This window comes from Herbaspirillum chlorophenolicum (genome assembly GCF_001189955.1).
In the GTDB taxonomy this organism is placed as follows: Bacteria; Pseudomonadota; Gammaproteobacteria; order Burkholderiales; family Burkholderiaceae_D; genus Herbaspirillum; species Herbaspirillum chlorophenolicum.
Window position 1 is genome coordinate 114,326 of sequence record NZ_LFLT01000008.1, and the last position, 26,465, is coordinate 140,790.

Here is a 26,465-nt window from a genome sequence, read left to right on the forward strand (position 1 = left end):
GTGCCGGGACCACAAAAGACAAGAAAACGGAGAGCGCCATGAACATCTTCATCACCGGTGCGACAGGCTATATTGGCGGATCGGTTGGCCGCCACCTGGCAGCGGCCGGGCACACCATCCGCGGACTGGCGCGCGACGCATCCAGGTCGGCCGCGTTGCGTGCGATCGGCATCGAACCGGTGATCGGCACGCTGGACGACAGCGCGCTGCTCAAGTCCGAAGCCGCCCGTGCGGATGCGGTCGTCAATTGCGCCAGCAGCGACCATCGCCCCGCTATCGAAGCGCTCATCGAAGGCCTGGGCAGCGAAGGGAAAATCCTGCTCCATACCAGCGGTTCCAGCCAGGTAGGCGACGCCGTGGCCGGCAATGTGCTGGCCGCGCAGGTATTCGACGAAGATACGCCGCTGGTGGTGGGCGCCGAGAAATGGGCGCGCTACGAACTGGACCAGCGCATCCTGGCCGCACCCGGCATGCGCGGCATCGTCGTCTGCAACACGCTGATCTATGGTCATGGCACCGGCCTGCAGCCTGATAGCGTGCAGATCCCGGCTTTGGTGGCGCAGGCCCGCGAGAGCGGCGTGCTGCGGCTGGTCGGGCGAGGCGTCAACCGTTGGGCGACGGTGCATATCGAGGATGTCTGCGCGCTCTACCAGCTGGTCCTGGAGCGGTCGGACACGCAAGGTTTCTATTTCGCTGAAAACGGCGAATCGTCGTATGCCGATATGGGCAAGGCCATCGCCCGGCGCATGGGCATCGCCCGCATCGAGCACTTGAGCGAAGAGGATGCGATCGCCTTGTGGGGCCTCAACAAGGCCCGCTATTCGCTGGGATCGAACAGCCGCGTGCAAGCGCTGCGCGCCCGGCGCGAGCTGGGATGGCAACCGCGGCACGCGTCGGCGGTGGACTGGATCGAACATGAGATGAGGCTGCCTTCGTCTACCGGCGCCGGGTAGGCCTGCATCAGGCGATACGGTTCCTCTCCCCTTCCTCGCTTTCTTCTTCAATTTGCATGCTGGCAACTCTTGTCGGCATGTCGTCATACCAGTTTCCAATGCCCGGATTCGCAATTTGCTTGCGTTTTTTGCAGCAGAGAGTCGTGTTTTTCCTGGTTTGTGCAAAATTCGGCCGAAATAAATTAAAGAAATCGGGAATTGCTACGTAACCTGTGATGTAAAGATTTGATAAGATCGACTGACATCGTGTCAGTCGTCCAAATGGCGACACCCAGCGTCTCGAGATTTTCGCAATCAGGATCAAGAAGCCTCATTGCAAAGCGAAGCGATATTCCTTTCTCGGGCAAGCCAAAAACAACTCACAGACCCAGGAGCATTCATGGCCACGTCCACCGGTTCCGTCTCCACAGCCGCAGGACCTCTCGACGTTGCGACTTTGGTGAAGCAGCTGATGGCGGCTGAATCCAAATCGCGGTTGACCAATCTGACGAACAAGGCGAGCGCTTTCAACACGCTCATCTCCGCCTATGGCAATTTCAAGGGCGCCCTGACCACCTACCAGAGCGCCATCAAGGGCCTGAACACGGCCAGCTTCAGCTCGCAAAAGCCGACCGTCAGCAATGCCGGCACCGGCAGCAACCTGACCACCGATCCCTTCACCGCCGACGTCAATACCGACGAAACGACCAAGAAGATGGCGCAGAAGCTGAAATCGGGCGGTTTCCCCACCGGGAAGATCTTCAGCGCGGGCGACTCGATCGCGATCAAGGTCGGCACCGAGCAACCGACTTTCGTCACGCTCAAGGCCAATGCGACCCTGGCCGGCGTGCGCGATGCCATCAACGCCTCGAAGGCGGGCGTGACGGCTTCGATCGTCACCGACGGCAGCGGCGACCACCTGGTGCTGGAGTCCAATGCCGGCGGCACCGCCAACACCATCAAGATCACCGCCAACGGCAGCCTGGCCGACCTGAACTACAACCCGTCGTCGAACCAGCCGAGCGCGGTCACGCAAATCCAGGCGCCGCGCGATGCGACCAAGGCCGCGTCCGGCAAATATACGGTCAGCGTGTCGCAGTTGGCGCAGGCGCAGAAGGTCAGTTCAACTGGCATCGCGCCGGGGACGACCTTCGAGAGCGGCGTGCTGGCGATCAAGACCGGCAACGGTTCGACCGCCATCATCAAGCCGCGCACCAACACCCTGGCCGGCGTGCGCGACGCCATCAACGCCAGCGATGCCGGCGTCAGCGCCGCCATTGTCAGCGACGGCAAGAACGACCACCTGGTCATCACTGCCAAGGACAGCGGCTCCGCCAACAACTTGCGCATCACCGGCACCGGGAATTTCGCGGCGTTTTCCTTCGACCCCAGCGGCAAGCTGACCTCGCCGGGCGTGCCGGCCAGCCAGGCCTTCAACGCCGGCAACCTGACCCTGCAGGTGGGCGGCAAGTCGATCGGCATCACCCCGACCGACCTCGATGGCAGCGGCTCTGTCGGCCTGAACGATGTCGCCGCCTCGATCAACGCCGCCAATGCCGGCGTCACGGCAAGCATCAGCAACGACGGCACGCAAGACCATCTGGTGCTCACGCCCACGGGCACCGACCCGGTGGCGCTCACCGGATCGCTGGATTATGCGTTGCTGACCGGCAGCTCGATGGGCCAGTTGGCCAAGGCCCAGGACGCCACGCTGTCCATCGACGGCGTTACCGTCACCAGCACCAGCAACAAGGTGACCGACGCCATCTCGGGCGTGACGTTGAACCTGTCCAAGGTGACCACCGCAGCCGACAATTTCACGCTGTCGATCACCAACGACACCAGCGGCGTGAGCAGCGCGGCCAACACCTTCGTGTCGGCATACAACGCCCTGGTCAAGGCAGTCAATTCGCTGACCAAGCAGACGCCGTCGACCACCAAGGGAGAGGTCAATAATTCGGCGCCGCTGGGCGCCGAATCTTCGGTCAAGAACGTCATGACGCAATTGCGCGGCGTGCTGATGACGTCCATGAGCGATGTCGCAGGTTCGATCTCGTTGTCCCAGGTGGGTATCTCCTTCCAGAAGGACGGCACCCTGGCGCTCGACGCCGGCAAGCTGTCCAAGGTCACTACCCAGAACTTCGAGGGCGTGAGCAAACTTTTCACCTCAACCGATGGCGTCGTTCCCAAGCTGCAGAAGCTGATGGAAAGCCTCCTCGGTGACAACGGCATTGTCGCGTCCAAGTCCAAAGGCTTGCAGGACAGCCTGAAGGTCAATACCGACCAGCAGGCAGCGGTCAATGCGCGGCTGCTGACGCTGAAGGACACATACACCAACCAGTTCAACCGCCTCAACCTCACACTGTCGAACATGCAGTCGCGGCAGACCTACCTTACGCAGCAGTTGGCGAAACTGAACGCCAAGTAAAAAACGGCGGCAATAAAAAAGGGACTCCGGCCAGCTTGGCCGGAGTCCCTTTTTTTATCGCTTGCCGTGGCTCAATTAGTCTTGGTCACCTTGTTGAGATGGCGCGGCTTATCCGCATCCATTCCCCGCGCCGCCGACAATTGCGCGGCCATCACATAGAACGCCTGGATGGCGACAATCGGATCGAGGTCGGGCGTGGTCGCCACCGGCAGCGTCAGGTCGCGCTGCGGGATATCGGCCGGGGCGGCCAGCAGTACCTTGGCGCCGCGATGGCGCATCTCGTCGGCCAACTGCACCATGCCGGCCTGGGTCGGTCCGCGGGTGGCGAACATGAGCAGCGGATATCCCTCATCGATCAGCGCCATCGGTCCGTGCTTGATCTCGGCGCCGCTGAAGGCTTCCGCCTGGATGGCGCAGGTTTCCTTGCATTTCAAGGCGGCTTCCAGCGCCAGCGGAAATCCGATGCCACGGCCCACCACCATGATGCGGTCGGTGGCGGCCAGCGCCCCGACGGCGGCTGACCAGTCGCTGTCCGCGGCCAGGCGCAGCGCGTCGGGCAGGCTGTCGATTCCGTGCAGAAACGCCGCATCGTCCTGCCAGTGGCCCGTCAGCAGTGCGCCGGCCACCAGGCTGGCGATGAAGCTCTTGGTGGCGGCCACGCTGGTTTCCACGCCGGCATGCAAGGGAATGCTCCATTCGGCTGCCGCCGCCAGCGGCGAGGTTGCATCGTTGACCAGCGCCAGCGTGGTGGCCCCGCCGGCGCGGAAATAGCGGATCGGTTCGACCACGTCGGGGCTTTGGCCGGACTGCGAGATGGCGATGGCCAGCGCGTTCTTCGTCATCAGCGGCGCGCGGTTCAAGGTCACCAGCGACATCGGCAGCGAGGCGACGATATGGCCCAGCCGCGCCATGGTGAGATAGGCGCAATAGCCGGCGGCATGATCGGAACTGCCGCGCGCCACGGTGACGATGCCCGAGGGCGGCGTTGCGCGCAGCTGCTTGCCGAGTTCGGCGTAGCGTTCGCGTTCGCGCGTGACTTGCACGGCGACATAGTCGGCGGCCGAACGGGCCTCTTTGAGCATTTGTGACTCATCAGGCATGAGCGAGGTCAATCTCTTCTCCTTCCACATAAACGGCCTTCAAGGCGAACTGGCGATCCAGCACCACGACATCGGCATGGCAGCCTGCGCTGAGCCGGCCGCGGTCATCCAGGCCGAGGTAATCGGCCGGATAGGTCGAGGTGCGCAGCGATGCTTCCGACACGTCCAGCCCCAGCGAGACCAGGTTGCGCAGCGCCTGGTCCATGGTCAGGATGCTGCCCGCCAGGGTGCCGTCGGCCAGCCGCACGCCGCCGGCGCATTTGTGCACCACCTGGCGGCCCAGCGTGTAGTCGCCGTCGGGCATGCCGGCGGCGGCGGTGGAGTCGGTCACGCAATACAGGCGCGGGATGGCGCGCAGCGCGGCGCGGATGGCGCCGGGGTGCACGTGCAGCAGGTCGGGAATCAGCTCGGCATATTTTGCGTGCGCCAGCGCCGCGCCGGCCATGCCGGGCTCGCGGTGGTGGAAGCCGCTCATGGCGTTGAACAGGTGGGTGAAGCCGGAGGCGCCATGTGCCAGCGCGGCGACACCGTCGTCGTAGCTGCCCAGCGTGTGGCCGATCTGTACCTTCAGGCCGCGGTTGGCCAGCTTGCAGACCAGCTTCAGGTGGCCGTCGACTTCGGGGGCGATGGTGATCAGCTTGAGCGGCGCCAGGCTGTTGAGGTAATCGACCTGCTCCAGCGACGCTTCGATGGCGAAGTCGGGCTGCGCACCCAGTTTTCCGGGGTTGATGTAGGGACCTTCCAGGTGCACGCCGAGGATGCGCGCACGGCCGCGGGCTCGTTCTGCGCAGGCCGCGCCGACTGCCTTGAGCGCGCTTTCCAGTTCGTTCAGCGGCGCCGTCATGGTGGTGGCCAGCAGGCTGGTGGTGCCGTGCCGCGCATGCAGGCGGGTGATGGCGGCTACCGCATCGCCGCCTTCCATCACATCGCGCCCGCCGCCGCCATGCACGTGCAGGTCGATGAAGCCCGGCAGGATGTAATCGCCTTCATCGATCAGGCGCGGTTCACGCCGCAGCGGCCGGCCTTCGATCGAGCGGATGCGCTCGTCGAAGACGATCTCGCCGCTGACCCAGCCCTGGGGTGTCAGCACATTGCCATGGATATTCTTGATGGTGTTCATGGTGTCACTCCCTGGAGGATTGCAAGGCTTGCAGGACCAGAAGCAAAGCGCCGTCTGCGGCATCGGCTGAAGCGGCGACGACGCGCTGCCGCAGCCCGGAAGAGAGATAGCCGTCCAGTGCACCGGCCAGTCCGCCGCATAGCGCCAGCGGCAGGCGCTGCTGCGGGTCGAGCGCGCCGGCCATCAGCTCGATTTCATCGGCCGCCGCTTGCATGATGGCACGGGCAGCACCGTCGTTGTCCGCATGCGCCACCACCAGCCGCGCCAGGCGGGCGAAGGCGGCCTGGTCGGCTTGCGACAGCCAGGCCAGCACGGTCTCGCGTTCGCTGCGTCCACTGGCGGTGGGCAATTCGCTTGCGCAGAACGCCAGCACCGCCTCGGCCAGCGGGCCGCGCACGGCACGGCCATCGATCGCGTGCTGCGTGTGGTGGATGGCGCGCATGCCCATCCAGGCGCCGCTGGCGTCGTCGCCGGAAGGGAAGCCCCAGCCGTCGACCATGCGCTGGCGGCCATCGATGTCAGCGGCGATGCCGATGGTGCCGGTGCCCACGGCGATCACCGCACCGGGCTTGCCCTGATGCGCGCCGAGCAGGGTGGTGATGCCGTCGGTGACGGCTTGCAGCATGCCGAAGGCCGGCGCCGTGGCGTGGAAATCGGCTGCCCATTGCGCCACGTTATAGCCGGCGATGCCGACGCCCACCGCCAGTTGCGATAGCGGCGGTATCGCATGGCCGGCATGGCCGAATGCCTGTTCGATGGCCGGCACGATGATGCGCCATGCCGCCTCGGCGCCATTGCGCAAGGCCGAGCCGGAGCCGGCCGCTTCGGCCAGCACGCGGCCATCGGCCGTGGCGATGCGCACCAGGGTCTTGGTGCCGCCGCCATCCACGCCGACCAGATAGGCAATGGCGGCGCTGGCGGAAGTGGCGGCGTGGGAGGAGGAGGTATTCATGGCGGCAGCAAGCACCTCAATGGCGTCGCGACGATTGCAGGTTGCCGGGCTTGAGGCGGCGCAGCGCCTGGCCCTGGGCGTCGAACACATGGAATGCATGGCTGTCGGCCGACAATTCCAGGCGCTCGCCGATGTCGAGGTCGCGGTTGCCGTCGCCGCGCACCACGATGTCCTGTCCGCCATCCAGCGTCAGGTAGATGAAATTGGCTTCGCCCAGGTGCTCCACCAGGTTGACCGTGCCGTTGAAGTGTTCCGATCCCTGCGCGTGTTCGCGGATCTGTTCGGCGCGCAGGCCCAGTGTCACCTTGTCGCCGGGTTTGGCCGCATCGGTGGCGACGTCGGCATGCAGTTGCGCGCCGCCCGCGATTTCCACCCTCAGGCCGTCCGGGGCGACATGGGTCACGGTACCCGGCAGCAGGTTCATCTTGGGCGAGCCGATGAAGCCGGCCACGAACAGGTTCTGCGGATGCTGGTACAGCTCCAGCGGCGTGCCGGCCTGCTGGATGCGGCCGTCGTGCATGACCACGATCTTGTCGCCCAGCGTCATCGCCTCGACCTGGTCGTGGGTGACGTAGACGATGGTCGCGGCCAGCTCCTTGTGCAGCTTGGCGATCTCCAGCCGGGTTTGCACGCGCAGCGCGGCGTCGAGGTTGGACAGCGGTTCGTCGAACAGGAACAGGCGCGGCTTGCGCACGATGGCGCGGCCGATCGCCACGCGCTGGCGCTGGCCGCCGGATAGTTCGCGCGGCAGGCGGTCGAGCAGGTGGTCGATCTTGAGGATGCCGGCGGCGTGGCGGATGCGTTCATCGATGTCGGCCTTGCTGCTGCCGGCTACCTTCAGGCCGAAGGCCATGTTCTTGTACACCGTCATGTGCGGATACAGCGCGTAGCTCTGGAACACCATGGCGATGCCGCGCTCGGCCGGCGGCAGGTGATTGACCACCTTGCCGCCGATGGCCAGCTGGCCGCCGCTGATGTCTTCCAGCCCGCACAGCATGCGCAGCAAGGTCGACTTGCCGCAGCCGGAAGGGCCGACCAGCACGCAGAATTCGCCGTCGCGGATGTCGAGGTTGAGGTCGGCCAGCACATTGGCGCGGCCGTCGTAGGATTTCCTCAGGTTTTCTATGCTTACGTTTGCCATGTTCAATCCAGTGTGGGTTTATTTGACGGCGCCGGCGGTCAGGCCGCGGATCAGCTGGCGCGAGAACGCGACGTACAGCAGCAGGATCGGTATTACTGCCATCGACAGCGCCGCCAGCACCGAATTCCAGTCGGTGGCGTACTGGCCGATGAATTGCTGCACGCCCAGCGTGACGGTGCGGGTCTCGTCGCCGGGCGCCAGGATCAGCGGGAACCACAGGTCGTTCCAGGCTGGGATCATGGTGAACACCGCCACCGTCGCGATGGCCGGGCGGAGCAGCGGCAGGATTACCTGGAAGAAGATGGCGATCTCGCCCACGCCGTCGCAGCGCGCGGCATCCTTCAGTTCGGACGGGATCTGGCGGATGAACTCGGACAGGATCATCACCGCCAGCGGCAGGCCTTGCGCGGTATAGACCAGGATCAGCGCGGTGCGCGTATTGATGAGGTCCAGCGCCACCACCAGTTGCAGGATAGAGACCGTGCCCAGGCGGATCGGGATCATGATGCCGATGGCCAGGAAGAAGTTGAGGAAGTGGTTGCCGGGGAATTTATATTCCGACAGCGCCCAGCCGGCCATGGCGCCGAACAGCACGATCAGCACCAGCGAGCCCAGGGTGACCGTCAGGCTGTTGCCGAAGTAAAGCAGGAAGTGGGTGCCGGAGAGCACCTTCTGGAAACCGACCAGGGTCAGCGTGTCGGCAGTGGGCAGCGCCATCGGGCCGTCGAAGATGGCGCTGCGGGTCTTGACCGAATTGATCAGGATCAGCGCGATCGGGAACAGCGCGATCACCGCGTAGATGCACAGCACCAGGTGCACCCACAGGTGGCCGATGGGGCCGAAGCTGCGCTGCATCAGTGTCGGTCCGGCCGGCGAGGCGGGCAAGACGGAGCCGGCGTAGGAAGCGGAAGAAGGGGAAGAGGGCATCGGGGTATCCTCGCGCTCACAGCGCATAGCGGGTCAGCCTGCGCTGTACCAGATAGAAGTACGTACCCACGCCGGCCAGGATGATCAGGAACATCAGCGTGGCCACTGCGGCGCCCATGGTCGGGCTGCCGATCTGCGCCTGGTAGCCGAAGAAGGTGCGGTAGAAATAGGTGCCCAGCAGGTCGGCCGAATAATTGGGCCCGGCCAGCGCGCCCTTGACCGAATAGATCAGGTCGAAGGCGTTGAAGTTGGCGACGAAGGTAAGGATGGTCACCAGCCCCAGCGTCGGATAGATCAGCGGCAGCTTGATCTGCCAGAAGATGCGCATGGAGGAGGCTCCCTCGGCATGTGCGGCTTCCAGCACTTCTTCAGGCACTGCCAGCAAGGCCGCGTAGATCAGCATCATGGGGATGCCGATGTATTGCCACACCGAGATCAGCGACAGCGTCACCAGTGCGGTCGATTCCTGGCCCAGCCAGGGGCCGAACCAGTCGGCCAGGCCAACCAGTCCCATCAGTTTTTCTCCCACGCCCCACAGCGGCGAGAGGATCAGTTGCCAGATGAAGCCGATGATCACCACCGACAGCAGCGTGGGCAGGAAGATCAGCGTGCGATAGGTGCGTGCGCCGCGCAGGCCCTTCAAGCTGAACAGTGTTGCCAGCAGCAGGCCGATCGGGTTTTGCAGCGCCATGTGCATGCCGAAGAACTTGATGTTGTTCCACATCGCATTCCAAAAGGCAGCCGACCAGTCGGGGTCGAACAGGATGGTGCGGTAGTTGTCGAGGCCGACGAAGCTGGTCACGCCCGCATCGTTGCTGGTGTAGAAGCCCAGGCGCAGCGTATCGGCCAGGGGCAGGGCGCTGAACATGGAATAAATGAGGACGGCAGGCGCGAGAAATACCACGAGCTGCCAGGCGCGGACTTTTTTCACTGCGTCTCCTGAGAGGGATATCGAGGGATGGAACCGGACTGGCGTCTTGGTGCGCCAATATCCGGCCTCCCTTTTGTTTTTGTATCAGGCCATACCGCTTCCAGAAGTGGCATGGGCCTCATGACATCCGCTTATTGTTGCGGCTTGTACCACTTGGCGAAGCCAGCCTGGATCTTGGCGGCGGCATCCTTGGGCGCCAGCTTGCCGTTGAGCACCTGGGCGTTGACGTTCCACATCTCGTTTTCCATGCTCGGCGTGCCGCGGTTGAGGATCTGCGAGTTGACGCGGATGGTCGATGCGCAGCCCTTGCGCCAGGACAGCATCTGCTTGGCGATCGGGTCTTTCACCGAGATCAGGTGGTTCGACAGCGAGAAGAAGCCGGTGACCTTGTTGGTGTAGAGGTCGGCGAACTCCTGCGAACCCAGCCACGCCAGGAACTTGTAGGCGTCTTCCTTGTTCTTGGATTTCTTGTTGATGCCCATGCCGATGTCGTTGTGGTCGGAGATGTAGCAGGCATCGCCGGCCTTGGGCACTGGCGGCGGGAAGGCGCCCATGTCCAGCTTGCCGTTGAAGTAGGCGATGTCCCAGGAGCCGGCCGGGTATACCGCGCCGCGGCCCAATGCAAACATGTTCTGGCTGTCGCTATAGGTTTGCGCCGATGCGCCCTTGGGCAGGTAATGGCCCAGCTTGGCCTCATACTCCCAGGCCGCCACGAATTGCGGGTCGGTGAACTTGGCTTTGCCGGAGATGAGCGCCTTGCGGCCTTCCTCGCCCTTCCAGTAATTGGGGCCGATGCCGGTGAACAGCACCTGGTGCGATTCCCACTGCTCGGAGGTGCCCATCACCAGCGGCGCGTACTTGCCATTGGCCTTGACGGTGTCGAGCAGCTTGAAGAACTCGGCCTCGGTCTTGGGCGGCTCCAGGTTCAGTTCCTTGAAGATCTTGGTGTTGTAGAAGAAGCCGTGGATCACCGAAGCGATCGGCATGCAGAAGGTGTCTTTGCCGTCATCGGTCTGCCAGGCGGTCTTGGCTGCCGGCGCGAAGAATTCCATGCCGGGCTTGCCGTCCAGCTTTTCCAGATGGCCCTTGTTGTACAGCGAGAGCGACACGTCGAACGGGCGGCAGGCCACCAGGTCGCCGGCAGTGCCGCCGGCCAGGCGTGCGGCCAGGCTGGAGTCGTATTCGGTAGGCGCGGTCGGCGAGAACTTCACGGTGATGCCGGGGTTCTGTTTCTGGAAGGCGGGGATCAGTACGGTTTCCCACAACTGCAGGTCATCCACGCGCCAGCTTTCGATGGTGAGTGTGCCTGCCTGCGCATGGCCGCCAATGGACAGCGCCAATGCGGCTGCCGTGGCCAGCGTGGCCGCAGCGCGTTTCATGAAGGGAATGACTGCGTCGGTCTGTTGCTTGGTTTGCATCGTGTGTCTCCTGGCTTTATTGGCTGTTAGTCGCTCTTGCCTATCGGGATAGTGCGGCCCGGCAACCGGCAATGAGGTGCGCGATGACAGTGGGCAGCGGCGCGACAGTAGCACTGCACCGCATGTGATGCGAGCTTGGTGCGGCAGGCGCCGGTAATGGCGTAAGATGCTGATTTAAATGGGAAAAATAAGAAACGGCACCAGCGTGCCAATTACATATCCTTACAGGCTGGGAAAGGGCTGCGGCGGCCTCTGCTCGCTATGCAAGCCCATCGGCGAATGTGAGCGTGGCGCGCACCGGTCAAGCTAAAGAAAGAAAACATTACATTTCTTAACAAGAGATGAATTGAATTAATGTTTTTATCTAGGGCCTGTTGATATTGAATTTGCGAGATGCGTTGCCCCCAGAAGGTGGGGTGGCAAGGCGCCCGGTCTGACTGGTGGTGGCCCCACCAGTCAGACCGGGCAACGCGGCCAGCGCGCCTTCTGGGGGCAACCCTCCGGGAACGGCCATCAGGCGTCGCCTGCCGTTGTTGTGGCTCCTTGCCGTAGCACCGCTACGACGCGTCGCCACGCCTAGGCAGACAACGCCTGATGACCGTTCGCACTCGCAAATTCAATATCAACAGGCCCTGGCCGCTGCAAATTGCAGCGCGGCAGTCGCCGGGCTATAGTCTTTCCCGGTTTGGAGGCACACGGACATAATGATAAAAATGAAACGCCCAGTCCGCGCGTTGCTTGCATCGGTCCCGTACCGTTGCGCGACGGCGGCGATGCTGGCGACCCTTCCCTTGCTGATGCTGGCAGCGCTGGTGGTATCTGCAGCGCTGCCGCCGCAGGCGCGCGCGGCCGCAGCGTCGGCGCCAGGGACATCCGCGGCGCCGGCCTCGCTGCAGGTGCTGCACTGGTGGACGTCGGCCGGCGAACGCCGTGCCCTCAACGTGGTGGTGAACCAGTTGGCCAAGCAGAACATTCAGTGGCGCGATGTCCCCATCCCGGGCGGCGCCGGCATGGGCGCGGGCAAGGTATTGAAGAGCATGGTGCTGGCCGGGCGCGCGCCCGAGGTCACGCAATTGAACGGCGTGATCTTCGGCGAATGGGCTGACCTCGGCTTGCTGCTGGAACTGGACAACGTCGCCGTGCAAGGCAACTGGGAAAAGCAGATGTTTCCCAGCGTCTGGGCGCTGCTGAACAACCGCGGGCATGTGGTGGCCGCGCCGCTGGGCATCCACCGCATCAACACGTTGTTCTACAACATTGCCATCTTCAACCGGCTGGGGCTGACGCCACCCAAGACCTGGGATGACTTCGACCGCATCGCGAAGATCTTGCGCGACGCCGGCATCACGCCGCTGGCGCAAAGCGCCGAAGCCTGGCAGGTCGCCACCCTGTTCGAAAACCTGGTGCTGGCCGAAAGCGGCCCGGCCTACTATCGCCGCCTGTTCGTGGACATGGACCAGGCCGCCTATGCCGATGGGCGCATGCTGCACATCCTCAAGCGCCTGCGCCGGCTCGGCCAGTCGATGGACCAGCCGGTGCGCGAGCGGGCATGGCCCGATGTCGCGCGCAGCATGGCCAACGGCGAGGCCGCCATGTTCATCATGGGCGACTGGGCCAAGGGCGAGTTCAATGCCTGGGGCCTGACGGTGGACCAGCAGTTCGGCTGCGCCCCGGTGCCGGGGACGGGCGAGTACCACCTCTACAGTACCGACACCCTGGCCATGTTCGCCGACGATTATTCGCACCAGGTCTCCCAGGAGACGCTGGCGCAGATCGTTACCTCACCGGCGGTGCAGTCGGAATACAATAAATTCAAGGGTTCGATTCCGGTCTGGCGCACCGCTGATCCGCACATGGACCGCTGCGCGCGCGACTCCTGGCGCGCGTTCAGCAAGGGCGCGGCTTACCAGGCGCCCAGCCTGGTGCACCGCATGGCCACCGATGAGACCACCAAGGACGCCATCATCGCCGAGGTGCAGCGCTTCTTCCTCGACCGCCAGGGCAGCGAGGAACAGGCGCAACGCAGGCTGGTGTCGATCGCGCGGGCACTATCGCGCAGCCGCGGCCAGTGATGGGCAAGGAACAGGACATGAGACGAGACAAGCCATTTAGGGAAGGCCAACAATGACACGCAAGATATTGATCGTCGACGACGACCAGAAGACCCGCACCCTGTTGAAGGCCTATCTGGAAAAGAACCAGTACGAGGTGCGGCTGGCGCACGACGGCGCCACCTTCCTCGGCGAGTTCCAGCGCTACGCCGATGAGCTGGCGCTGGTGATCCTGGACGTGATGCTGCCCGACACCGACGGCTTTGCGCTGTGCAAGACGGTACGGCGCAAGTCCAATGTGCCCATCATCATGCTCACCGCCAGTTCGGACGAGACCGACCGCGTGGTCGGGCTGGAGCTGGGCGCCGACGACTACATCGCCAAGCCCTACAGTCCGCGCGAACTACTGGCGCGCATCAAGGCCATCCACCGCCGCACCGGCATCGACAGCACGGCCGCGCCGCGCTATTACCGTTTCGTCGGTTTCACGCTCGACACCGTTGAGCGCACGCTGACCGATAGCGTCGGCCAGGTAGTGGCGCTGACCGGCATGGATTACCAACTGCTGAAATACTTCGTCGAACACCCGGGCGACGTGCTCGACCGCAACGTGCTGTGCGAAGAGACGCGCGGACGCGATGCCGGCCCGCTGGACCGTTCGCTGGACGTGCAGATCAGCAAGCTGCGCCTGCGCCTCAACGACGGCGGCCGCCAGCCGCACCTGATCAAGACCGTGCGCGGCGCCGGCTATGTGTTCTCGGCCGACGTCAGCGCGGCCGCCGCGTGAGAGCAATCCCGTGAACGAGAGCGCACCTGCGGCTGCGGCGGAGGCGACTCCGCAAACAGTCCGGCCGCGCTCGCTGCGCGCCCGGCTGGCAGCTTTCCTGGATTGGATCTTGCCCAACTCCCTGCTGGGCCGTTTGTCGGTGGTGATGATTTTCGGCGTGCTGGTCACGCAGGTGGCAGGCGGCCTGATCTGGGCGGCGCAATTGCGCACCAAGTCCGAAGCCGAGACCCGCATCGCCGCGCAGCACCTGGCGCACAGCGCGTCGGTGGCGATCCGCTACTTCATGAGCCTGCCTTCCAACTACCGGCCGCTGATGATCCAGCAGTTGCGCGAGATGGGCGGTACGCGCTTTTTCATCAACGCCAACAGCTCGGCAGTGCCGGTCACGCCGATCGCGCCCAACCCGCTGGCCGCCGTCGCCATCGACGTGGCCGCCCAGACCCTGCGCGAAGACTTGCCGTTCATGCCGGAAGCCAGGCTGGATTTCGCCTGGCCGGACGGCTTGCAGGTCTCCAGCGACGGCCTCAAGGTGGGCGACCTGCCAGACAGCTGGGTGCAGCATATCCTGCTGACCAAGCCCAACTCGGCGCCGGTGCTGGTGATACAGATGCAGGTCGAAAGCGGCAAGTGGCTGTACCTGGCCGCGCTCATGCCCAATCCATACTTCCTCGACAGCGGCAATCCGCTGTGGCTGGACCGGCTGGTGTTGCAGGGCTTGTCGCTGGCGGCGATCCTGTTGCTGACCATCCTCGTGGTGCGCTGGACGACCCGTCCGCTGGCAGCGCTGGCGGACGCCGCCGAAGCGTTCGGCAAGGGCGAGACGGTGCCGGAATTGCCGGGGACCGGCAGCCGCGAATACGTCAAGACTGCGTACGCCTTCTCCGGCATGCGCGAGCGCATCAAGCGCTACCTGGAAGACCGCGAGCGGCTGTTCGTCTCCATCTCGCATGACTTGCGCACGCCCATCACGCGCCTGAAACTGCGCACCGAACTGATGGACGACGACGACATGCGCACCGAATTCCACGACGACCTCGATGAGCTCGACATGATGGTCAAGGGCGCGCTGCAGTCGGTGAAGGACAGCGACATCCACGAGAACCGCACCGAGGTGCGGCTGGACGCGCTGGTGACGCGCATGATCCGCGACGCCAAGATGGCCGGCCACGAGATCGCCTTTACGCCCTCCGGCATCAACGTCATGGCCAAGCCGCTGGCCTTGAAACGCGCCATCGGCAACCTGTTCGACAATGCGCTGTATTACGGCCAGAAGGTCGAGGTCGCCATCCGCCCCTTGCAGGGCGCGGGCGGCGGCCTGGTTGAAATCGAGATCCGCGACCACGGCCCCGGCGTGCCGGAAGATGCCATGGGCACGCTGTTCCAGCCCTATGTGCGGCTGGAACACGGGCGCGCCCAGAACAGCGGCGGCATGGGACTGGGGCTGGGCATTTCGCGCAACATCGTGCAAGCCCACGGCGGCGAACTGCTGTTGCGCAACCATCCCGAGGGCGGGCTGATTGCCACCATCATCTTGCCGGCGCGCTGACCGGCGCGGCCGGGAAAAGCAATGTCTAACAAGCCAATCGGATCGCCATATCCAATGTGAAAAAGCAGGAGGGCGTACCTGCCATCTGGCTGGATGCCTTTCCCTAAAATCGATTCGTCGATTCAAACAAGAACCTGATAAGGATAGCCATGACCTATATCTCCAACCCTTCCCGCTACGATGGCCAGATGCCTTACCGGCGCGTGGGCAAGAGCGGTTTGCTGTTGCCTGCCGTTTCGCTCGGCCTGTGGCAGAACTTCGGCGGCGCCGACAATTTCGAGACCGGCCGCGCAGTGCTGCGGCGCGCCTTCGACCGCGGCGTCACCCATTTCGACCTGGCCAACAACTACGGCCCGCCGGCCGGTTCGGCGGAAGAGAATTTCGGCCGCTGGCTGGCCAAGGACTTCGCGCCTTACCGCGATGAACTGGTGATTTCCAGCAAGGCCGGCTGGCAGATGTGGCCCGGTCCCTATGGCGGCCCCAGCGGCGCGCGCAAGCACCTGATCGCCAGCTGCGAGCAGAGCCTGCGCCGCATGGGACTCGACTATGTCGACATCTTCTATTCGCACCGCGTCGATCCCGACACGCCACTGGAAGAAACCATGGGCGCGCTGGCGCACCTGCACCGCCAGGGCAAGGCGCTGTATGTCGGCATCTCCTCCTATTCGCCCGAGCTGACGCGCAAGGCGGCGGCCATCCTGAAGAGCGAAGGTGTGCCGCTGCTGATCCACCAGCCGAATTACTCGATGCTCAACCGCAGCATTGAAAACGGCTTGCTGCAGGCGCTGGAAGAACTGGGTGTGGGCTGCATCGGCTTTTCGCCGCTGGCGCAGGGCATGCTGACCTCCAAGTACCTCAATGGCGTGCCGGAAGGCGCGCGCGCCACGCGTGCGCCGTCGCTGCCGCAAAGGATGCTGTCGCCGGAAAACTTGGAGCGCATCCGCGCGCTGGACGAGATCGCCCAGCGCCGCGGCCAGACCCTGGCGCAGATGGCGATTGCCTGGGTGCTGCGCGATGCCCGCGTGACCTCGGCGCTGATCGGCGCGCGCAATGTCGAACAACTGGACGGTTCGCTGGATGCGCTGAAGAACCTGGGCTTCAGCGCCGCCGAGCTGGATCAGATCGACCAGCATGCCATCGATGGCGGCGTCGACCTGTGGCGCGTTTCTTCATCGATCACCTGAAAGTCGCCGGCATCTCCCGGCTGAAGTTCGATGCGAAAATGGCCTGCACCGGTAACGGTGCAGGCCATTTTTCATTGGGACACCAGGAAGTGAATTGCCTTACTTCGGTACATCGTCATCGGCGCTGCGGTCGACGATCTGTTCCGGCCGCGACCACATCCAGATCGCACCGGCAGTCATGCCTATCGCTGCAATGACGATGATCCAGCGGTGTTTGATCGTCAGCAGCATGATCACCAGGCACAGGCTCATCATGATGGATGCGCTCAGCTTGGCGCGCCGCGCGACGACCCGGCCGTGGCGCCAGTGATGGATCATCGCGCCGAACACCGGGTGGTTTTCCAGCCAGCGCTGCAGCCGCGGCGAACCCTTGCCGGCCGCCCATGCGGACAGCAGGATGAATTCGGTGGTCGGGATGCCGGGGATGAAGATCGCCAGGATGCCGATGCCCAGGCTGGCATAAGCCAGCGCCAGCCACAACCAGCGGGTGGCGGCCGGCGCCAGTTTGGCGGTGGCGCCGTCGCTGTCGGGGGGCATGCCATGCCCTTGTGCCGGATCGTCCATCGCGGTCGGTATGGCGTTCCCGCTCACACCAGTCCGAAGTAACGCTTGAGCAGGCTGCCGAAGCGGGCGTAGGCATCGGCGGCGCCGGCGACGACGGTATCGTGGTCTTCTTCCTTCAGCGAGGGCTGGTCGAGAAAGCCGACGAAGCGGCGCCATACGACGGCGCGCCCTTCCGGATACGCCGCCAGGTTGCGCGCGCCGAAGGTCTCGCTCAATCCCAGCGTGGCCTTGGCTTCCTTGAGCAGGAAGGCCGCGCCCAGCGTCGATCCTTCCGACACATAGAGCCAGCCCAGCGCACCCGGCATGGAGACGCCGGCGGTGGCGACCGCTTCTTGCCCGGCATCGAAGCCCAGGTCGGCCAGATCGGCCAGCGATGCCGTTTCGCGGCCGCGCACGTCGAGGTCGGGCACGGCGGCCTGGATGGCGGGATCGGAGAACAGGTGTTCGATGTCGCGCTGGAAGCGGTATTGCGCGGCGACAAAGCGCGCGTAGTTGTCGCGGTTGGCGAATGGCTGGCCCTTTTCCATCAGGGCATGCATCAGCTCGTGCAGGGAAGCTGTCTCGGTCTTGAGGCGGGAAGAGAGCAGGGCGGGGCGTTCGGTGACGGTATGCATGGGGAGGGCGGTTTGAGGGATTGGGGGGACATGGTTGGACATCATGGTTTGGCCGTGACCTTCAGTGTCGCCAGCTCGCTACCGGCACCTCCGTCTTGCCGGCCGGCGTCGGTTATGCCATCCGTGCCTTTCCAGGCAAACGGCACGTGCAGCACCGTGCGGCCGCCCTGTTCACGGGCCACTTCGACGGCCAGCAGGTATTTCCCTTCCGGCAAGGCGGCCAGCAGCTCCTGCCGGTCGGAGAAGCGCAGCAGGTACACCCCTGCCCCGCGCGTGGGGCCGCTCACGCCATCGGCCGGCAGCGCCAGCGTGCTGCCGGCCTTGCGCCACCAGGTGCGCAGCTCCTTGAGGAATATTTTCCCCAGGTTGTCGCGCAGCCGGGTGTCGTACCAGACTGCCAGCGTGCCGGCCACGGACTGCTTGTCGTCGGCCCGTTCTATCCATGCCGCCAGGTAGGGCGGGTGGTAGGCCGCGCTGGCGATGTCGGGCAACGTTACTTCCACTTCCAGCGCGGCCGAGCGTGCCTGGCCGGCAGCCAACCCCAGGCCGGCCAGCAGCAGGGGGATGGCCAACAGGCGTTCGCGGGTGAAGGCGGTCTTCATCGGAGGCACCTGCTACGCGATCAGTTGCGCGGCGGCGGCGGATCGTTGGCGTCGACCTTGCCGTCCTTGTTGGTGTCGGCCTGGGCCCAGGTCTTGTCCATGATCTCGCGTTCTTCATCCATCGAGATGAAGCCGTCGTGGTTGCGGTCCAGCAGGGCGAAGCGCACGTGAGCCTGCTTGATGGCGCGGGTATAGTTTTCGTCGGGTTCGCGGCCCTCCTGGAAGTATTGCGCCTTCAGGCGGCCTTCGAATTCGGCGACGTATTCATCTTCAGAGAGTTTGCCGTCGCCGTTCTTGTCGGCATTCTTGAAGCGCTGCAGGCGCACGGCTTCATATTCTGCGCGCGTGACCACGCCATCGCGGTTGACGTCGTAACTGCCGATAAAGGCTTCGCGGCCGTGGCCGCCGGCCGGACGCGCCGGGCCAGCCTTGGCGTTATCGGCCGGAGGATGGGCAGCGCAGGCGGCCAGAAACAGGCTGGCGGAGAGCGTGCAGAGCAGCAGGGAGCGGGATGTCATGTCGGTTCCTTATGAAATGAGGAGAAAGCGTTGGGGGTAAGGCCTCGGCGTGCGGACATCAGAAATCCACATTGACCGACGCGAAGAAACTGCGGCCGGTGCGGGTCTGCAACTGGATGTCCTGCGCGTCCTTGGCGTTGCTCGGTTCCAGGCTGTAGACGCTGGCGTAATCCCAATAGCGTTTGTCCAGCAGGTTGTTGATGCCGGCGTTGATGCGTACGTTCTTGGCCACGCGCCAGTAACCGGTCAGGTCGAATACTGCATAGCCGGGGACGTTGAAGTAGGTCACCGTCGAGTCGGTCAGCGCCGCACCGCTGTTCGCGTAGCTGTTGCGGTTGGTGGCCTTGGCCTGCTTGCCCTTGACCAGCGTGCCGGTGAGGTTGCTGCCCCAGACCTTCTCGGGGGCGTCGTAGCCCAGGCCGATGATCAGTTTGGCCGGTTGCACGGTGTCCAGGTCCTGGTAGCTGTCGCCGTTGTAGCGGCTCTTGGACTTGCCCTGGCTGTAGCCAAGCGCCCAGGTCGAGTACATGCCTTTCATGGCCGGCACGAACATGCCGTGGTCGATGCGCGTGCTCAGTTCCAGGCCGTAGATATAGGCGTTGTCGCGGTTCTCGGCCTGGTAGATGGTGGCCACGTTGCTCTGGACGTTGGTAAACATCTGCGGATTGGCCGTGCGCGTATAGCGCGTGTAGGCGATGAAATTCTTGTACTTGGTATAGAACAGCGAGCTGTTGAAGGTGATGCCTTCGGTCAGTTCGCCCTTCAAGCCGATGTCGAAGGCGTCGCTGGTTTCCTTTTTCAGGTTGGGGTTGCCCACCAGCGCATAGTTGCCGAAACCGGAATTCCAGTAACCGTACATTTCACTGGCCGACGGCGCCCGGCCGCCGCGCTTCCATTGCGCATAGGCGCTGATCCTGGGCACGATGTCGTAAACCAGGCTCAGGCTGGGGCTGACGATGGTGTTGGTCGTGCCGGAACCGTACAGGGCATTGAGCTGCGCCGCGCTGATCGCGCTGTTGGCGAAGCTGCTGGTGTCGTAGATGCTGCTGGAGACGCGGTCCACGCGCAGGCCGGGGATCAGCGCCAGGCGGTGGCCGTCGAGGTTGAAGGTGATCTCGTCTTCGGCGAACAGGCCATAGCGCGTGGTCTTGGTGTTGGGGTAGGGCTGCTTGGCCAGCGAGGTGCCGGTCAACTGGTGCTGGTTCTTGTTCTGGCTGGCGCTAAGGCCGAAACGCAGGTTGTTGTTGTCGATCTTCTTGCTGCCGGTGCTGGACAGGCTGAACTGCTTGTTGCTGTTGCGCGAGAAGTCGTTCTCCCGCGCGCCCGTGCTTAAGGTGGTGATGGCCGTCGCATCCTGCATGTCGGTGCTTTGGTAGGACAGCTTGGTTTCCAGCTTGTCCAGCAGTGCGTTGGCCGGCGTCCACAGGTGGCCCAGCTGGACGGTATTGCGCGCGGTGGTGCTGTGCTGGACCGACTTGCCGGTAATGGCCGTGCCGGTGTTGTTCCAGCCGTCATAGGAGAGGTCGTTGGTGCGGCGGTAGAGATCGGCCGAGATCGTGAACTTGTTTTCGGCATCGATCCGCATACCGCCCTTGAGCAGCAGTGCGTCCGAATGCCAGTCCGACGGATAGGCGTTCAGGATGTCGCTGTTGTTGTCGGCCTGGTGGCCGTCGCGGCGCGAATAGACGATCAGGCCGTCGAACATGCCGGAGGCGCCGGCGGCGGTGATGCCCTTGTTCCATGAACGGTCCGCCGAGTTGTAGCCGGCCTTGGCGCCGAAGTAGGCCGGCTTGGCGTCGTTGACGTATTCCTCGGCCGACTTGGTGCGGAAGCTGACCGCGCCGCCGATGCCGCCGGCCGGGCGCGCCGAGGTGGTGGTGCCGGAATCGACCTGCACCTCGGAATACATTTCCGGATCGATGAAGTCGCGCCCCTGGCCGAAGGTGCTGATGGAAGCGCGGCCGCTGCCGGAAGTGGCCGAGCGGTCCACCGCTTCCGGCATTTCGACATCGTCCACATCCACGCCGACGCGGTTGCCTTCGACGCCGCGGATATTGTAGTTGGTGCTGCCCGGATGGTCGTAGGCGCTGGTGGTGTTGGTAGTGCCTGCGGTGACGCCGGGCACCGAGATCAGCGGCTGGTATTTCAATACATCGGCAAAGCTGCCGGCGCCTTGCTTTTCGAGCTCTTCCTTGGTGACTTTGACCGAGGCGCCGGGTTTGTGCTGCTCTTCGCGTGCTTCTTTGACTTCGATGTCGGGCAGCTTCTTACCGGGGCGTTCGTTGCCGGCAACGGGGCTGGCAGAAACGTTTTCCTGGGCGCCGGCATTCGGAGCGGCCAGGCAGAGCAGGGCGCTGTTGATAGCGAACGCGAGGGTGAGCGGTTGCAGGGACGAACGTCGACGCCGGCGCATGACGCCGACGCCCGATGGTTGCTGAGCCATGTGGGCAAGCCTTATCAATAAGTGGAGAGGGATGAGGCTGGCGCAACACAACGGAATTAGACGGCACTCTTGCTAGAGCAGACGCTATTTTTCTTGTCGATGTCTAAGCTGACGTGGTTCGGATTTTATCACACAAATAATAATGATTTCTATTTGCAATAATAAATAGAGATGTTATGCCATGTCGAATTCCGCATGGCAGAGGATGGGCGCATTCCTGTCCGGCAAGCGCATGTTGAACCGTTGCTTCACGTGCTCGCCGTCGCGTGAGCAGAATTTCATGCATGTAACACGTAAGTAAAAATCGGCACGTATAGTGCCGCCTATGTTGAGGAGCCCAGCTCCTCTTCCGGCTCGCGCGCACCAGCATGCGCAGCCGATTCATGGGCCAAAGAGTCCTGTACACAGTGCGGCGCAATCGGGAACCGGCGCCGCCGAAAATCGCCATCTTAATTCGGCCCTGATGAAGGCGGATTCTTCCGCAGGGGCATTTGCGTCTCTTCATCTGGCCGGATACAGCAGGGTCCAAAGAATGGATCCGGGGCCAACTCGGCCTTAATTTTTAAATCTTTCAGGGGTATTCATGAAAAAAACAGCATTTGCATTGGCCGCTCTGGGGCTGGTCGCCTCGTCCGCGCAAGCGCAAAGCAGCGTTACCGTCTACGGCGTCATTGATGTGGGCCTGACCTACACCACTAACGCTACCCGTGGCACCACGCCAGGTTCCAATGGTTCCCGTTTCAGCATCGACTCGGGCGATCTGGCAACTTCGCGCATCGGTTTCCGCGGTGTTGAAGATCTGGGCGGCGGCCTCAAGGCCCTGTTCCAACTGGAAAACGGCTTCAACGCCGACACCGGCGGCATGGCGAGCGCCAACACCCTGTTCGACCGCAAGTCGGTGGTCGGCCTGTCGGGCTCCTTCGGTACGGTCACCCTCGGCCGCCAGGTGGACTTCCTGGATGACATCGGCTCCAAGTACACCTCGGTGCAGACCTTCGGCGGCAATGGCGTCAAGGGCGCCCACTTCGGCAACCTGGACCGCGTCGCCGGTTCGCGCGCCGACAACTCCGTGCGTTTCGACTCGGCCAACTACGGCGGCTTCACCGGCAACCTGTTCTATTCGTTCGGCGAAGTGGCGGGCAATACCTCGGCCGGCCAGGGCTTCGGCTTCGGCGCCAACTATGTCAGCGGCCCGTTCGGTATCGGCGGCGCGTACTACCAGACCAAGCTGTCCGCCGCATCCGGCACCGCGCAGCCGGGCGACACCAACCTGAAGACCTTCACCCTGGGCACGAGCTACCAGTTCGGCCCGGCCAAGCTGTACGGCGCCTGGTCGCAGACCAAGCGTCCGCTGCAAGGCGGCATTGCTCCCGGCCTGGTCAGCAGCATCACGACCCAGGCCACCAAGGGTAACGTGATCGACATCGGCGTCGACTATGCGCTCAAGGACAACCTGCACCTGCTGGGCAGCGTGATCCATGACCGTATCGATATCGCCCGTACCAGCACCGGCGCTACCCGTGCCCGTACCACCCAGTTCAACCTGGGCGTGGATTACTACCTGTCCAAGCGTACCGACGTGTACGCGATGTGGAGCAACCTGCGCGCGAGCGACGCACGCAACCCGGGCGTCATCAACAACGCCTACGATGTCGCCGCACCGTTTGACGCTTCGACCCAGAACGTCGTGCGCGTAGGCCTGCGCCACAAGTTCTAAGCGGTATGCAGGAATAGTCTTGAGAGGAATGTAGTCATTGATACGGCATCGCCCGCCAGGGCGATGCCGTTTTTTTATGCGTGGCGCATATTCGCATGCGCCATACGCATGTGAAGCGGCGCAAATCTCGTTTGATCGCGTTGCAGGCGAATGCTCCAATGCAGCTATCTCCCAACGTCCTGCATTTCCGGCGGAAGGGAACAGCCGATTGACCAGGAGCCTGCCATGCATATGCAACCCCGCCTCCCATCCCCGGGCATTGAAGCGGCCGGCGTCATCGCGCCGCTGAGTTATCTCGCCGCCGATGCCAGCCATCCCGTCAGTTATGCCTACACGCCGCCGCCCGGAATGCCGTGGGAAAGCGCCGCCTATGAGGCGCATGAAAGCTTCATCGCCGACGCCCGCCGGCAGCAAGGGCTGGCGCTGGACGGCAACGGTTTCCTGCTGGCCGACGCACCGAGCGCGGTACGCGACTTCAGCGACGAGGATGAGATCGTTTCCACCTATTACGCCGAAGCGATGGAGCTGGCGCTGATGGCTACAGGCGGCACGCATGCCTACGTATTCGACCATCTGGTACGCAGGCGCGAAGCCGACCGTGCGGCATTGAGTTTTGGCCGCAAATCGGTGCAAGGTCAGGCTGCCGCCAATGGCCGCATCCATAACGATTACACCGAAGAGTCGGGGCGCCGCCGCCTGGCGCTGGTGCTGCGCGACTCCGACCTGCTGCCTTTCGTGCAGCATTTTTCCATCATCAATATCTGGCGTTCCATCAAGGGGCCGGTGCAGGACACGCCGCTGGCGGTGTGCGACGCACGCAGCGTGCAGCCCACCGAACTGGTGCGCGGCGAGGTGCGTTATCCGAAGCGGACCGGCGAGATTTACCAGTTGCGCCACGCGGCGCATCATCGCTGGTCTTATTTCCCGCAAATGGACCGTCACGAAGCGCTGCTGTTCAAGCAATACGATTCGCGCACGCAGGGCGTGGCGCGCTTCACGCCGCATGCCGCGTTCGACTTGCCGCATATCCCGGCCGATGCGCCCCTGCGCGAGAGTATCGAGTTGCGTTGCCTGGTGGTGCACGCATGAATGCGCCGGCCATCGAGTTCTGGTTCGACTTCGGCAGCAACTATAGCTATATCAGCGTCATGCGCATCGAACAGGAAGCGGCAGCCGCGGGAGCGCGGGTGGTCTGGCGCCCGTTCTTGCTGGGGCCGGTGTTTCGCGCGCTGGGCTGGAGCACCTCGCCTTTCGTGCTGCAGAAGGAAAAAGGCGACTACACCTGGAAGGACATGCAGCGCCAATGCCGCAAGTACGGCTTGCCGTGGCAACGTCCCAGCAGCTTTCCACGGTCGGCGGTGCCGCCCACGCGCATCGCGCTGGCCAATGCGGAACAGCCGTGGATCGGAGAATTCTGCCGGCGCGTGATGCAGTTGAATTTCGTCGACGACCGCGACATCGATCATGCCGGGCTCGTGCACGAGGTATTGCAAGCGATGGGGCTGCCGGCACAGGCGTTATGGGAGCAGGCGCAATCGGAAGCGTGGCGCGAACGGCTGCGCACCCAAATCGGGATGGCGCACCAGCGCGGCATCTTCGGTGCGCCGACCTTTTTCGTCGGTGATGAAATGTTCTGGGGCAATGACCGGCTGGAGGATGCGCTGGCGTATTGCAAGGCGTTGGCCTCTGAACGCTAGCGCTTGTGAACAGGCCCTAGTCCTCGGCTTCGCTGCAGATCCAGTCGGCAACCAGGCGCACTTCGCGCCGTGGCTCGGCATCGGCCTGGATCAGCCAATAGGCGTGGCCATCCTCGGGCTGCGCGCGCGGCGGCGCCAGCATCACCAACTGGCCGCTCTCCAGCATCGGCCGGATCAGTTCCATGCGTCCCAGCGCCACGCCCTGGCCGGCCACGGCAGCCTGGATCACCATGTCGTACTGGTTGAAGCGCAGCATGCCGCGTTTTTTCCCTTTGCCTTTGCCCGCGCCCGAGTTGGCGAGGTCTTGCCATTGCTCCCACATGAGCCAGGCATTGGGCTGATCGAATTCCAGCAGCGGAACATCCGGCGGCAGTTGTCCGGCGCTGGCGCCGGCCAGCAGCAGCGGATGCGCTACCGGCGCTACCGATTCGCCGAACAGCCGCTGCGCGCCGGAAGGGGCCAGCGCCGGTGTGGTGTAGCGGATGGCCAGGTCGATGCCGTCGTGACGCAGGTCGGCCAGGCTGTCGCTGGCGGCCACGCGCACGTCGATGCCGGGCAGGCGCTGCTGCAATCGCGTCAGGCGCGGCAGCAGCCACAGGCCGGTGACGCCGATGCTGGCAGTCACCGTTACCGGCTTGGCGGCTTGCGCGGTGCGCAATTCTCCCAGCACATCCTGCAGTTGCTGCAAGACGGCGTCGGCGCTGCGAAACAGCCGTTCGCCTTCGGGCGTGAAGGCGATCGAACGGTGGCCGCGCACCAGCAGGCGCGTTCCCATGAATTCTTCCAGCGCATGGATCTGGCGGCTGACGGCCGACTGCGTGAGGCACAGGTCCTGCGCCGCCTGCGTAATGCTCATGCGGCGCCCGGCGGCAACGAAGCCGCGCAGGAGGTCCAGCGGAGGCAGTTTAAGGAGCGGGAGAGACATTCTGTTGGTGCATGCGAAAGATGAAAGCATCATTGAACCACAACACGCTTGCCGGCACATTGCCATGCCTGGGCGCGACCGGAAGTGCGGGGGAAAAGGCCTTCTTTTTCATGCCAAAGGCGAGACGAACCGGTTCACAATGGCACTTTGTGATCAACCCGACCAGCCGACGCCACGTCATTTCAGGAAGAGGAAAATGATCAGCTCAGTTACGCAAACCGGACAGCCCGCTACCGCCTACAGCGCTACAGCAGCCAATGGCGCATCGTCGGCATTCCAACAGGTCTTGCAGAACGTCTCGCAGGTACCGCAGGCGGAGGCCGTTTCCGGCGACACGCTGGCCGCCGATCTCAACTCTGCCCTGCAAGCCGCCGGTATGTCGGCGCCGCCGGCGCTACGCATCGTGGCCGGCGCTAACGGCCTGCAACTGGTGGATGACCCGCGTGACGCGCAGTTCCAGTCGGTGATGGCCGCCAACCCGGCGTTGGAGGCTCGCATCGGAGCCCGCTTGTCGACTGCAAAGAGCAATCGGGAAGCAGCCCTGGTCGGCGCCGTCACGCAATTTGCCGGCGATCGTCCTACCAAAGCGGTGGCCGACTTCCTGCTGCAGTTCGCCCGGCAGAATAAGCCCCAGGCCTACAGCCTGTCCTTTAACGGTACCTCGGCCGAGGTGCAGGAACTGGACCAGCATGGCTGGGCGCCGCTGAAGGATGGCGACGACATCAACAAGGATCTGCTGGCGGCCTATACCGGTTACATGGTGACCCATGCCGTCAGCGTCGAGAAGCGCAAGGATGGCGACGACGCCCCCGTCGTCGACTTCAAGCTCAAGCTGTCGCGCGTGCTGGACGGCCTGCAGGGCGCCTGA

General features: G+C 63.8%; 24 protein-coding genes. 10 read left to right on the plus strand and 14 right to left on the minus strand.

The window, feature by feature from the left end; genetic code table 11:
- The first annotated feature begins 38 nt into the window (after positions 1-38).
- A complete protein-coding gene (locus AKL28_RS07615) occupies positions 39-953 on the plus strand; it encodes an NAD-dependent epimerase/dehydratase family protein (RefSeq protein ID WP_050467511.1) in 915 nt (304 codons plus the stop codon).
- A 7-nt stretch (positions 954-960) separates the two neighbouring features.
- On the opposite strand, the gene AKL28_RS24365 is transcribed toward AKL28_RS07615, so the two are convergent.
- The gene (locus AKL28_RS24365; RefSeq protein WP_156226259.1) at positions 961-1,257 is read right to left on the minus strand and encodes a hypothetical protein; all 297 of its coding nucleotides are present in this window, start codon (positions 1,255-1,257) and stop codon (positions 961-963) included.
- Between the two features lie 75 nt (positions 1,258-1,332).
- Between AKL28_RS24365 and fliD the strand changes: the two genes are divergently transcribed.
- Positions 1,333-3,360 carry a flagellar filament capping protein FliD gene (gene fliD, locus AKL28_RS07620; RefSeq protein ID WP_050467512.1) on the plus strand — a complete coding sequence of 676 codons (2,028 nt, stop codon included), beginning with the start codon at positions 1,333-1,335 and terminating at the stop codon, positions 3,358-3,360.
- Between the two features lie 71 nt (positions 3,361-3,431).
- Here the strand turns inward: fliD and AKL28_RS07625 are convergent, their stop codons facing one another.
- The 7 genes from AKL28_RS07625 to AKL28_RS07655 form a co-directional block, all read right to left on the minus strand.
- Complete coding sequence (locus tag AKL28_RS07625; protein WP_050467513.1) at positions 3,432-4,442, minus strand: SIS domain-containing protein; 1,011 nt, start codon at positions 4,440-4,442, stop codon at positions 3,432-3,434.
- Positions 4,443-4,452: 10 nt separating this feature from the next.
- Positions 4,453-5,580 carry an N-acetylglucosamine-6-phosphate deacetylase gene (nagA, locus tag AKL28_RS07630; protein WP_050467514.1) on the minus strand — a complete coding sequence of 376 codons (1,128 nt, stop codon included), beginning with the start codon at positions 5,578-5,580 and terminating at the stop codon, positions 4,453-4,455.
- A gap of 4 nt (positions 5,581-5,584) precedes the next feature.
- Positions 5,585-6,532: a glucosamine kinase nucleotide-binding domain-containing protein gene (locus AKL28_RS07635; RefSeq protein ID WP_050467515.1), complete on the minus strand. Its 948-nt coding sequence runs from the start codon at positions 6,530-6,532 to the stop codon at positions 5,585-5,587.
- A gap of 16 nt (positions 6,533-6,548) precedes the next feature.
- Positions 6,549-7,673 carry an ABC transporter ATP-binding protein gene (locus AKL28_RS07640; protein WP_050467516.1) on the minus strand — a complete coding sequence of 375 codons (1,125 nt, stop codon included), beginning with the start codon at positions 7,671-7,673 and terminating at the stop codon, positions 6,549-6,551.
- 18 nt (positions 7,674-7,691) lie between these two features.
- A complete protein-coding gene (locus tag AKL28_RS07645; RefSeq protein WP_050467558.1) occupies positions 7,692-8,528 on the minus strand; it encodes a carbohydrate ABC transporter permease in 837 nt (278 codons plus the stop codon).
- A gap of 88 nt (positions 8,529-8,616) precedes the next feature.
- Positions 8,617-9,531: a carbohydrate ABC transporter permease gene (locus AKL28_RS07650; RefSeq protein ID WP_050467517.1), complete on the minus strand. Its 915-nt coding sequence runs from the start codon at positions 9,529-9,531 to the stop codon at positions 8,617-8,619.
- A gap of 131 nt (positions 9,532-9,662) precedes the next feature.
- Complete coding sequence (locus AKL28_RS07655) at positions 9,663-10,910, minus strand: ABC transporter substrate-binding protein (protein WP_156226261.1); 1,248 nt, start codon at positions 10,908-10,910, stop codon at positions 9,663-9,665.
- A 752-nt stretch (positions 10,911-11,662) separates the two neighbouring features.
- Here AKL28_RS07655 and AKL28_RS07660 point away from each other — a divergent pair.
- From AKL28_RS07660 to mgrA, 4 genes are all read left to right on the plus strand, one after another.
- Positions 11,663-13,021, plus strand: a complete 1,359-nt coding sequence (locus AKL28_RS07660) for an ABC transporter substrate-binding protein (RefSeq protein WP_414735692.1) — start codon at positions 11,663-11,665, stop codon at positions 13,019-13,021.
- A gap of 52 nt (positions 13,022-13,073) precedes the next feature.
- Positions 13,074-13,787 carry a response regulator gene (locus tag AKL28_RS07665; RefSeq protein WP_050467520.1) on the plus strand — a complete coding sequence of 238 codons (714 nt, stop codon included), beginning with the start codon at positions 13,074-13,076 and terminating at the stop codon, positions 13,785-13,787.
- A gap of 145 nt (positions 13,788-13,932) precedes the next feature.
- Positions 13,933-15,333 carry an ATP-binding protein gene (locus tag AKL28_RS07670; RefSeq protein ID WP_231602367.1) on the plus strand — a complete coding sequence of 467 codons (1,401 nt, stop codon included), beginning with the start codon at positions 13,933-13,935 and terminating at the stop codon, positions 15,331-15,333.
- Between the two features lie 149 nt (positions 15,334-15,482).
- The gene (mgrA, locus tag AKL28_RS07675) at positions 15,483-16,517 is read left to right on the plus strand and encodes an L-glyceraldehyde 3-phosphate reductase (RefSeq protein ID WP_050467522.1); all 1,035 of its coding nucleotides are present in this window, start codon (positions 15,483-15,485) and stop codon (positions 16,515-16,517) included.
- A 99-nt stretch (positions 16,518-16,616) separates the two neighbouring features.
- On the opposite strand, the gene AKL28_RS07680 is transcribed toward mgrA, so the two are convergent.
- The 5 genes from AKL28_RS07680 to AKL28_RS07700 are packed head-to-tail and all read right to left on the minus strand — an operon-like array spanning position 16,617 to position 21,258.
- Complete coding sequence (locus tag AKL28_RS07680; RefSeq protein ID WP_231602364.1) at positions 16,617-17,108, minus strand: YbaN family protein; 492 nt, start codon at positions 17,106-17,108, stop codon at positions 16,617-16,619.
- Positions 17,105-17,695: a biliverdin-producing heme oxygenase gene (locus tag AKL28_RS07685; protein ID WP_050467524.1), complete on the minus strand. Its 591-nt coding sequence runs from the start codon at positions 17,693-17,695 to the stop codon at positions 17,105-17,107. Before AKL28_RS07685 ends, AKL28_RS07680 begins: the two co-directional genes overlap by 4 nt.
- 41 nt (positions 17,696-17,736) lie before the next feature.
- Positions 17,737-18,297, minus strand: coding sequence for a DUF2271 domain-containing protein (locus tag AKL28_RS07690; RefSeq protein ID WP_050467525.1), 561 nt, complete (start codon positions 18,295-18,297; stop codon positions 17,737-17,739).
- Positions 18,298-18,317: 20 nt separating this feature from the next.
- Positions 18,318-18,815, minus strand: coding sequence for a CREC-EF hand family protein (locus AKL28_RS07695; RefSeq protein ID WP_050467526.1), 498 nt, complete (start codon positions 18,813-18,815; stop codon positions 18,318-18,320).
- 58 nt (positions 18,816-18,873) lie between these two features.
- Positions 18,874-21,258: a TonB-dependent hemoglobin/transferrin/lactoferrin family receptor gene (locus AKL28_RS07700; protein WP_050467527.1), complete on the minus strand. Its 2,385-nt coding sequence runs from the start codon at positions 21,256-21,258 to the stop codon at positions 18,874-18,876.
- A 583-nt stretch (positions 21,259-21,841) separates the two neighbouring features.
- On the opposite strand from AKL28_RS07700, the gene AKL28_RS07705 reads away from it, so the two are divergent.
- The 3 genes from AKL28_RS07705 (at position 21,842) to AKL28_RS07715 (ending at position 24,672) form a co-directional block, all read left to right on the plus strand.
- On the plus strand, positions 21,842-22,975 hold the full coding sequence (locus AKL28_RS07705; RefSeq protein ID WP_050467528.1) for a porin: 1,134 nt from the start codon (positions 21,842-21,844) through the stop codon (positions 22,973-22,975).
- 225 nt (positions 22,976-23,200) lie between these two features.
- Entirely contained in the window at positions 23,201-24,064 is an 864-nt protein-coding gene (locus tag AKL28_RS07710; RefSeq protein ID WP_174525341.1) for a CmcJ/NvfI family oxidoreductase, read from the plus strand.
- Positions 24,061-24,672, plus strand: a complete 612-nt coding sequence (locus AKL28_RS07715; protein WP_050467529.1) for a 2-hydroxychromene-2-carboxylate isomerase — start codon at positions 24,061-24,063, stop codon at positions 24,670-24,672. Before AKL28_RS07710 ends, AKL28_RS07715 begins: the two co-directional genes overlap by 4 nt.
- A 16-nt stretch (positions 24,673-24,688) precedes the next feature.
- Here the strand turns inward: AKL28_RS07715 and AKL28_RS07720 are convergent, their stop codons facing one another.
- Positions 24,689-25,597 (minus strand): LysR substrate-binding domain-containing protein, encoded by a 909-nt coding sequence (locus tag AKL28_RS07720; RefSeq protein WP_050467530.1) that lies wholly within the window; start codon positions 25,595-25,597, stop codon positions 24,689-24,691.
- A 196-nt stretch (positions 25,598-25,793) separates the two neighbouring features.
- On the opposite strand from AKL28_RS07720, the gene AKL28_RS07725 reads away from it, so the two are divergent.
- Positions 25,794-26,465 carry a hypothetical protein gene (locus AKL28_RS07725; RefSeq protein ID WP_050467531.1) on the plus strand — a complete coding sequence of 224 codons (672 nt, stop codon included), beginning with the start codon at positions 25,794-25,796 and terminating at the stop codon, positions 26,463-26,465.

Coding starts and splice junctions, on each gene's coding strand:
- AKL28_RS07715 (WP_050467529.1), top strand. CDS start 24,061: ATGAATGCGCCGGCCATCGAGTTCTGGTTCGACTTCGGCAGCAACTAT.
- AKL28_RS07655 (WP_156226261.1), bottom strand. CDS start 10,910: ATGAAACGCGCTGCGGCCACGCTGGCCACGGCAGCCGCATTGGCGCTG.
- AKL28_RS07625 (WP_050467513.1), bottom strand. CDS start 4,442: ATGCTCAAAGAGGCCCGTTCGGCCGCCGACTATGTCGCCGTGCAAGTC.
- AKL28_RS07670 (WP_231602367.1), top strand. CDS start 13,933: ATGATTTTCGGCGTGCTGGTCACGCAGGTGGCAGGCGGCCTGATCTGG.
- AKL28_RS07710 (WP_174525341.1), top strand. CDS start 23,201: ATGCATATGCAACCCCGCCTCCCATCCCCGGGCATTGAAGCGGCCGGC.
- AKL28_RS07635 (WP_050467515.1), bottom strand. CDS start 6,532: ATGAATACCTCCTCCTCCCACGCCGCCACTTCCGCCAGCGCCGCCATT.
- AKL28_RS07690 (WP_050467525.1), bottom strand. CDS start 18,297: ATGAAGACCGCCTTCACCCGCGAACGCCTGTTGGCCATCCCCCTGCTG.
- fliD (WP_050467512.1), top strand. CDS start 1,333: ATGGCCACGTCCACCGGTTCCGTCTCCACAGCCGCAGGACCTCTCGAC.
- AKL28_RS07640 (WP_050467516.1), bottom strand. CDS start 7,673: ATGGCAAACGTAAGCATAGAAAACCTGAGGAAATCCTACGACGGCCGC.
- AKL28_RS07720 (WP_050467530.1), bottom strand. CDS start 25,597: ATGTCTCTCCCGCTCCTTAAACTGCCTCCGCTGGACCTCCTGCGCGGC.
- AKL28_RS07645 (WP_050467558.1), bottom strand. CDS start 8,528: ATGCAGCGCAGCTTCGGCCCCATCGGCCACCTGTGGGTGCACCTGGTG.
- AKL28_RS07695 (WP_050467526.1), bottom strand. CDS start 18,815: ATGACATCCCGCTCCCTGCTGCTCTGCACGCTCTCCGCCAGCCTGTTT.
- nagA (WP_050467514.1), bottom strand. CDS start 5,580: ATGAACACCATCAAGAATATCCATGGCAATGTGCTGACACCCCAGGGC.
- AKL28_RS07660 (WP_414735692.1), top strand. CDS start 11,663: ATGAAACGCCCAGTCCGCGCGTTGCTTGCATCGGTCCCGTACCGTTGC.
- AKL28_RS07700 (WP_050467527.1), bottom strand. CDS start 21,258: ATGGCTCAGCAACCATCGGGCGTCGGCGTCATGCGCCGGCGTCGACGT.
- AKL28_RS07725 (WP_050467531.1), top strand. CDS start 25,794: ATGATCAGCTCAGTTACGCAAACCGGACAGCCCGCTACCGCCTACAGC.
- mgrA (WP_050467522.1), top strand. CDS start 15,483: ATGACCTATATCTCCAACCCTTCCCGCTACGATGGCCAGATGCCTTAC.
- AKL28_RS07615 (WP_050467511.1), top strand. CDS start 39: ATGAACATCTTCATCACCGGTGCGACAGGCTATATTGGCGGATCGGTT.
- AKL28_RS07665 (WP_050467520.1), top strand. CDS start 13,074: ATGACACGCAAGATATTGATCGTCGACGACGACCAGAAGACCCGCACC.
- AKL28_RS07705 (WP_050467528.1), top strand. CDS start 21,842: ATGAAAAAAACAGCATTTGCATTGGCCGCTCTGGGGCTGGTCGCCTCG.
- AKL28_RS07685 (WP_050467524.1), bottom strand. CDS start 17,695: ATGCATACCGTCACCGAACGCCCCGCCCTGCTCTCTTCCCGCCTCAAG.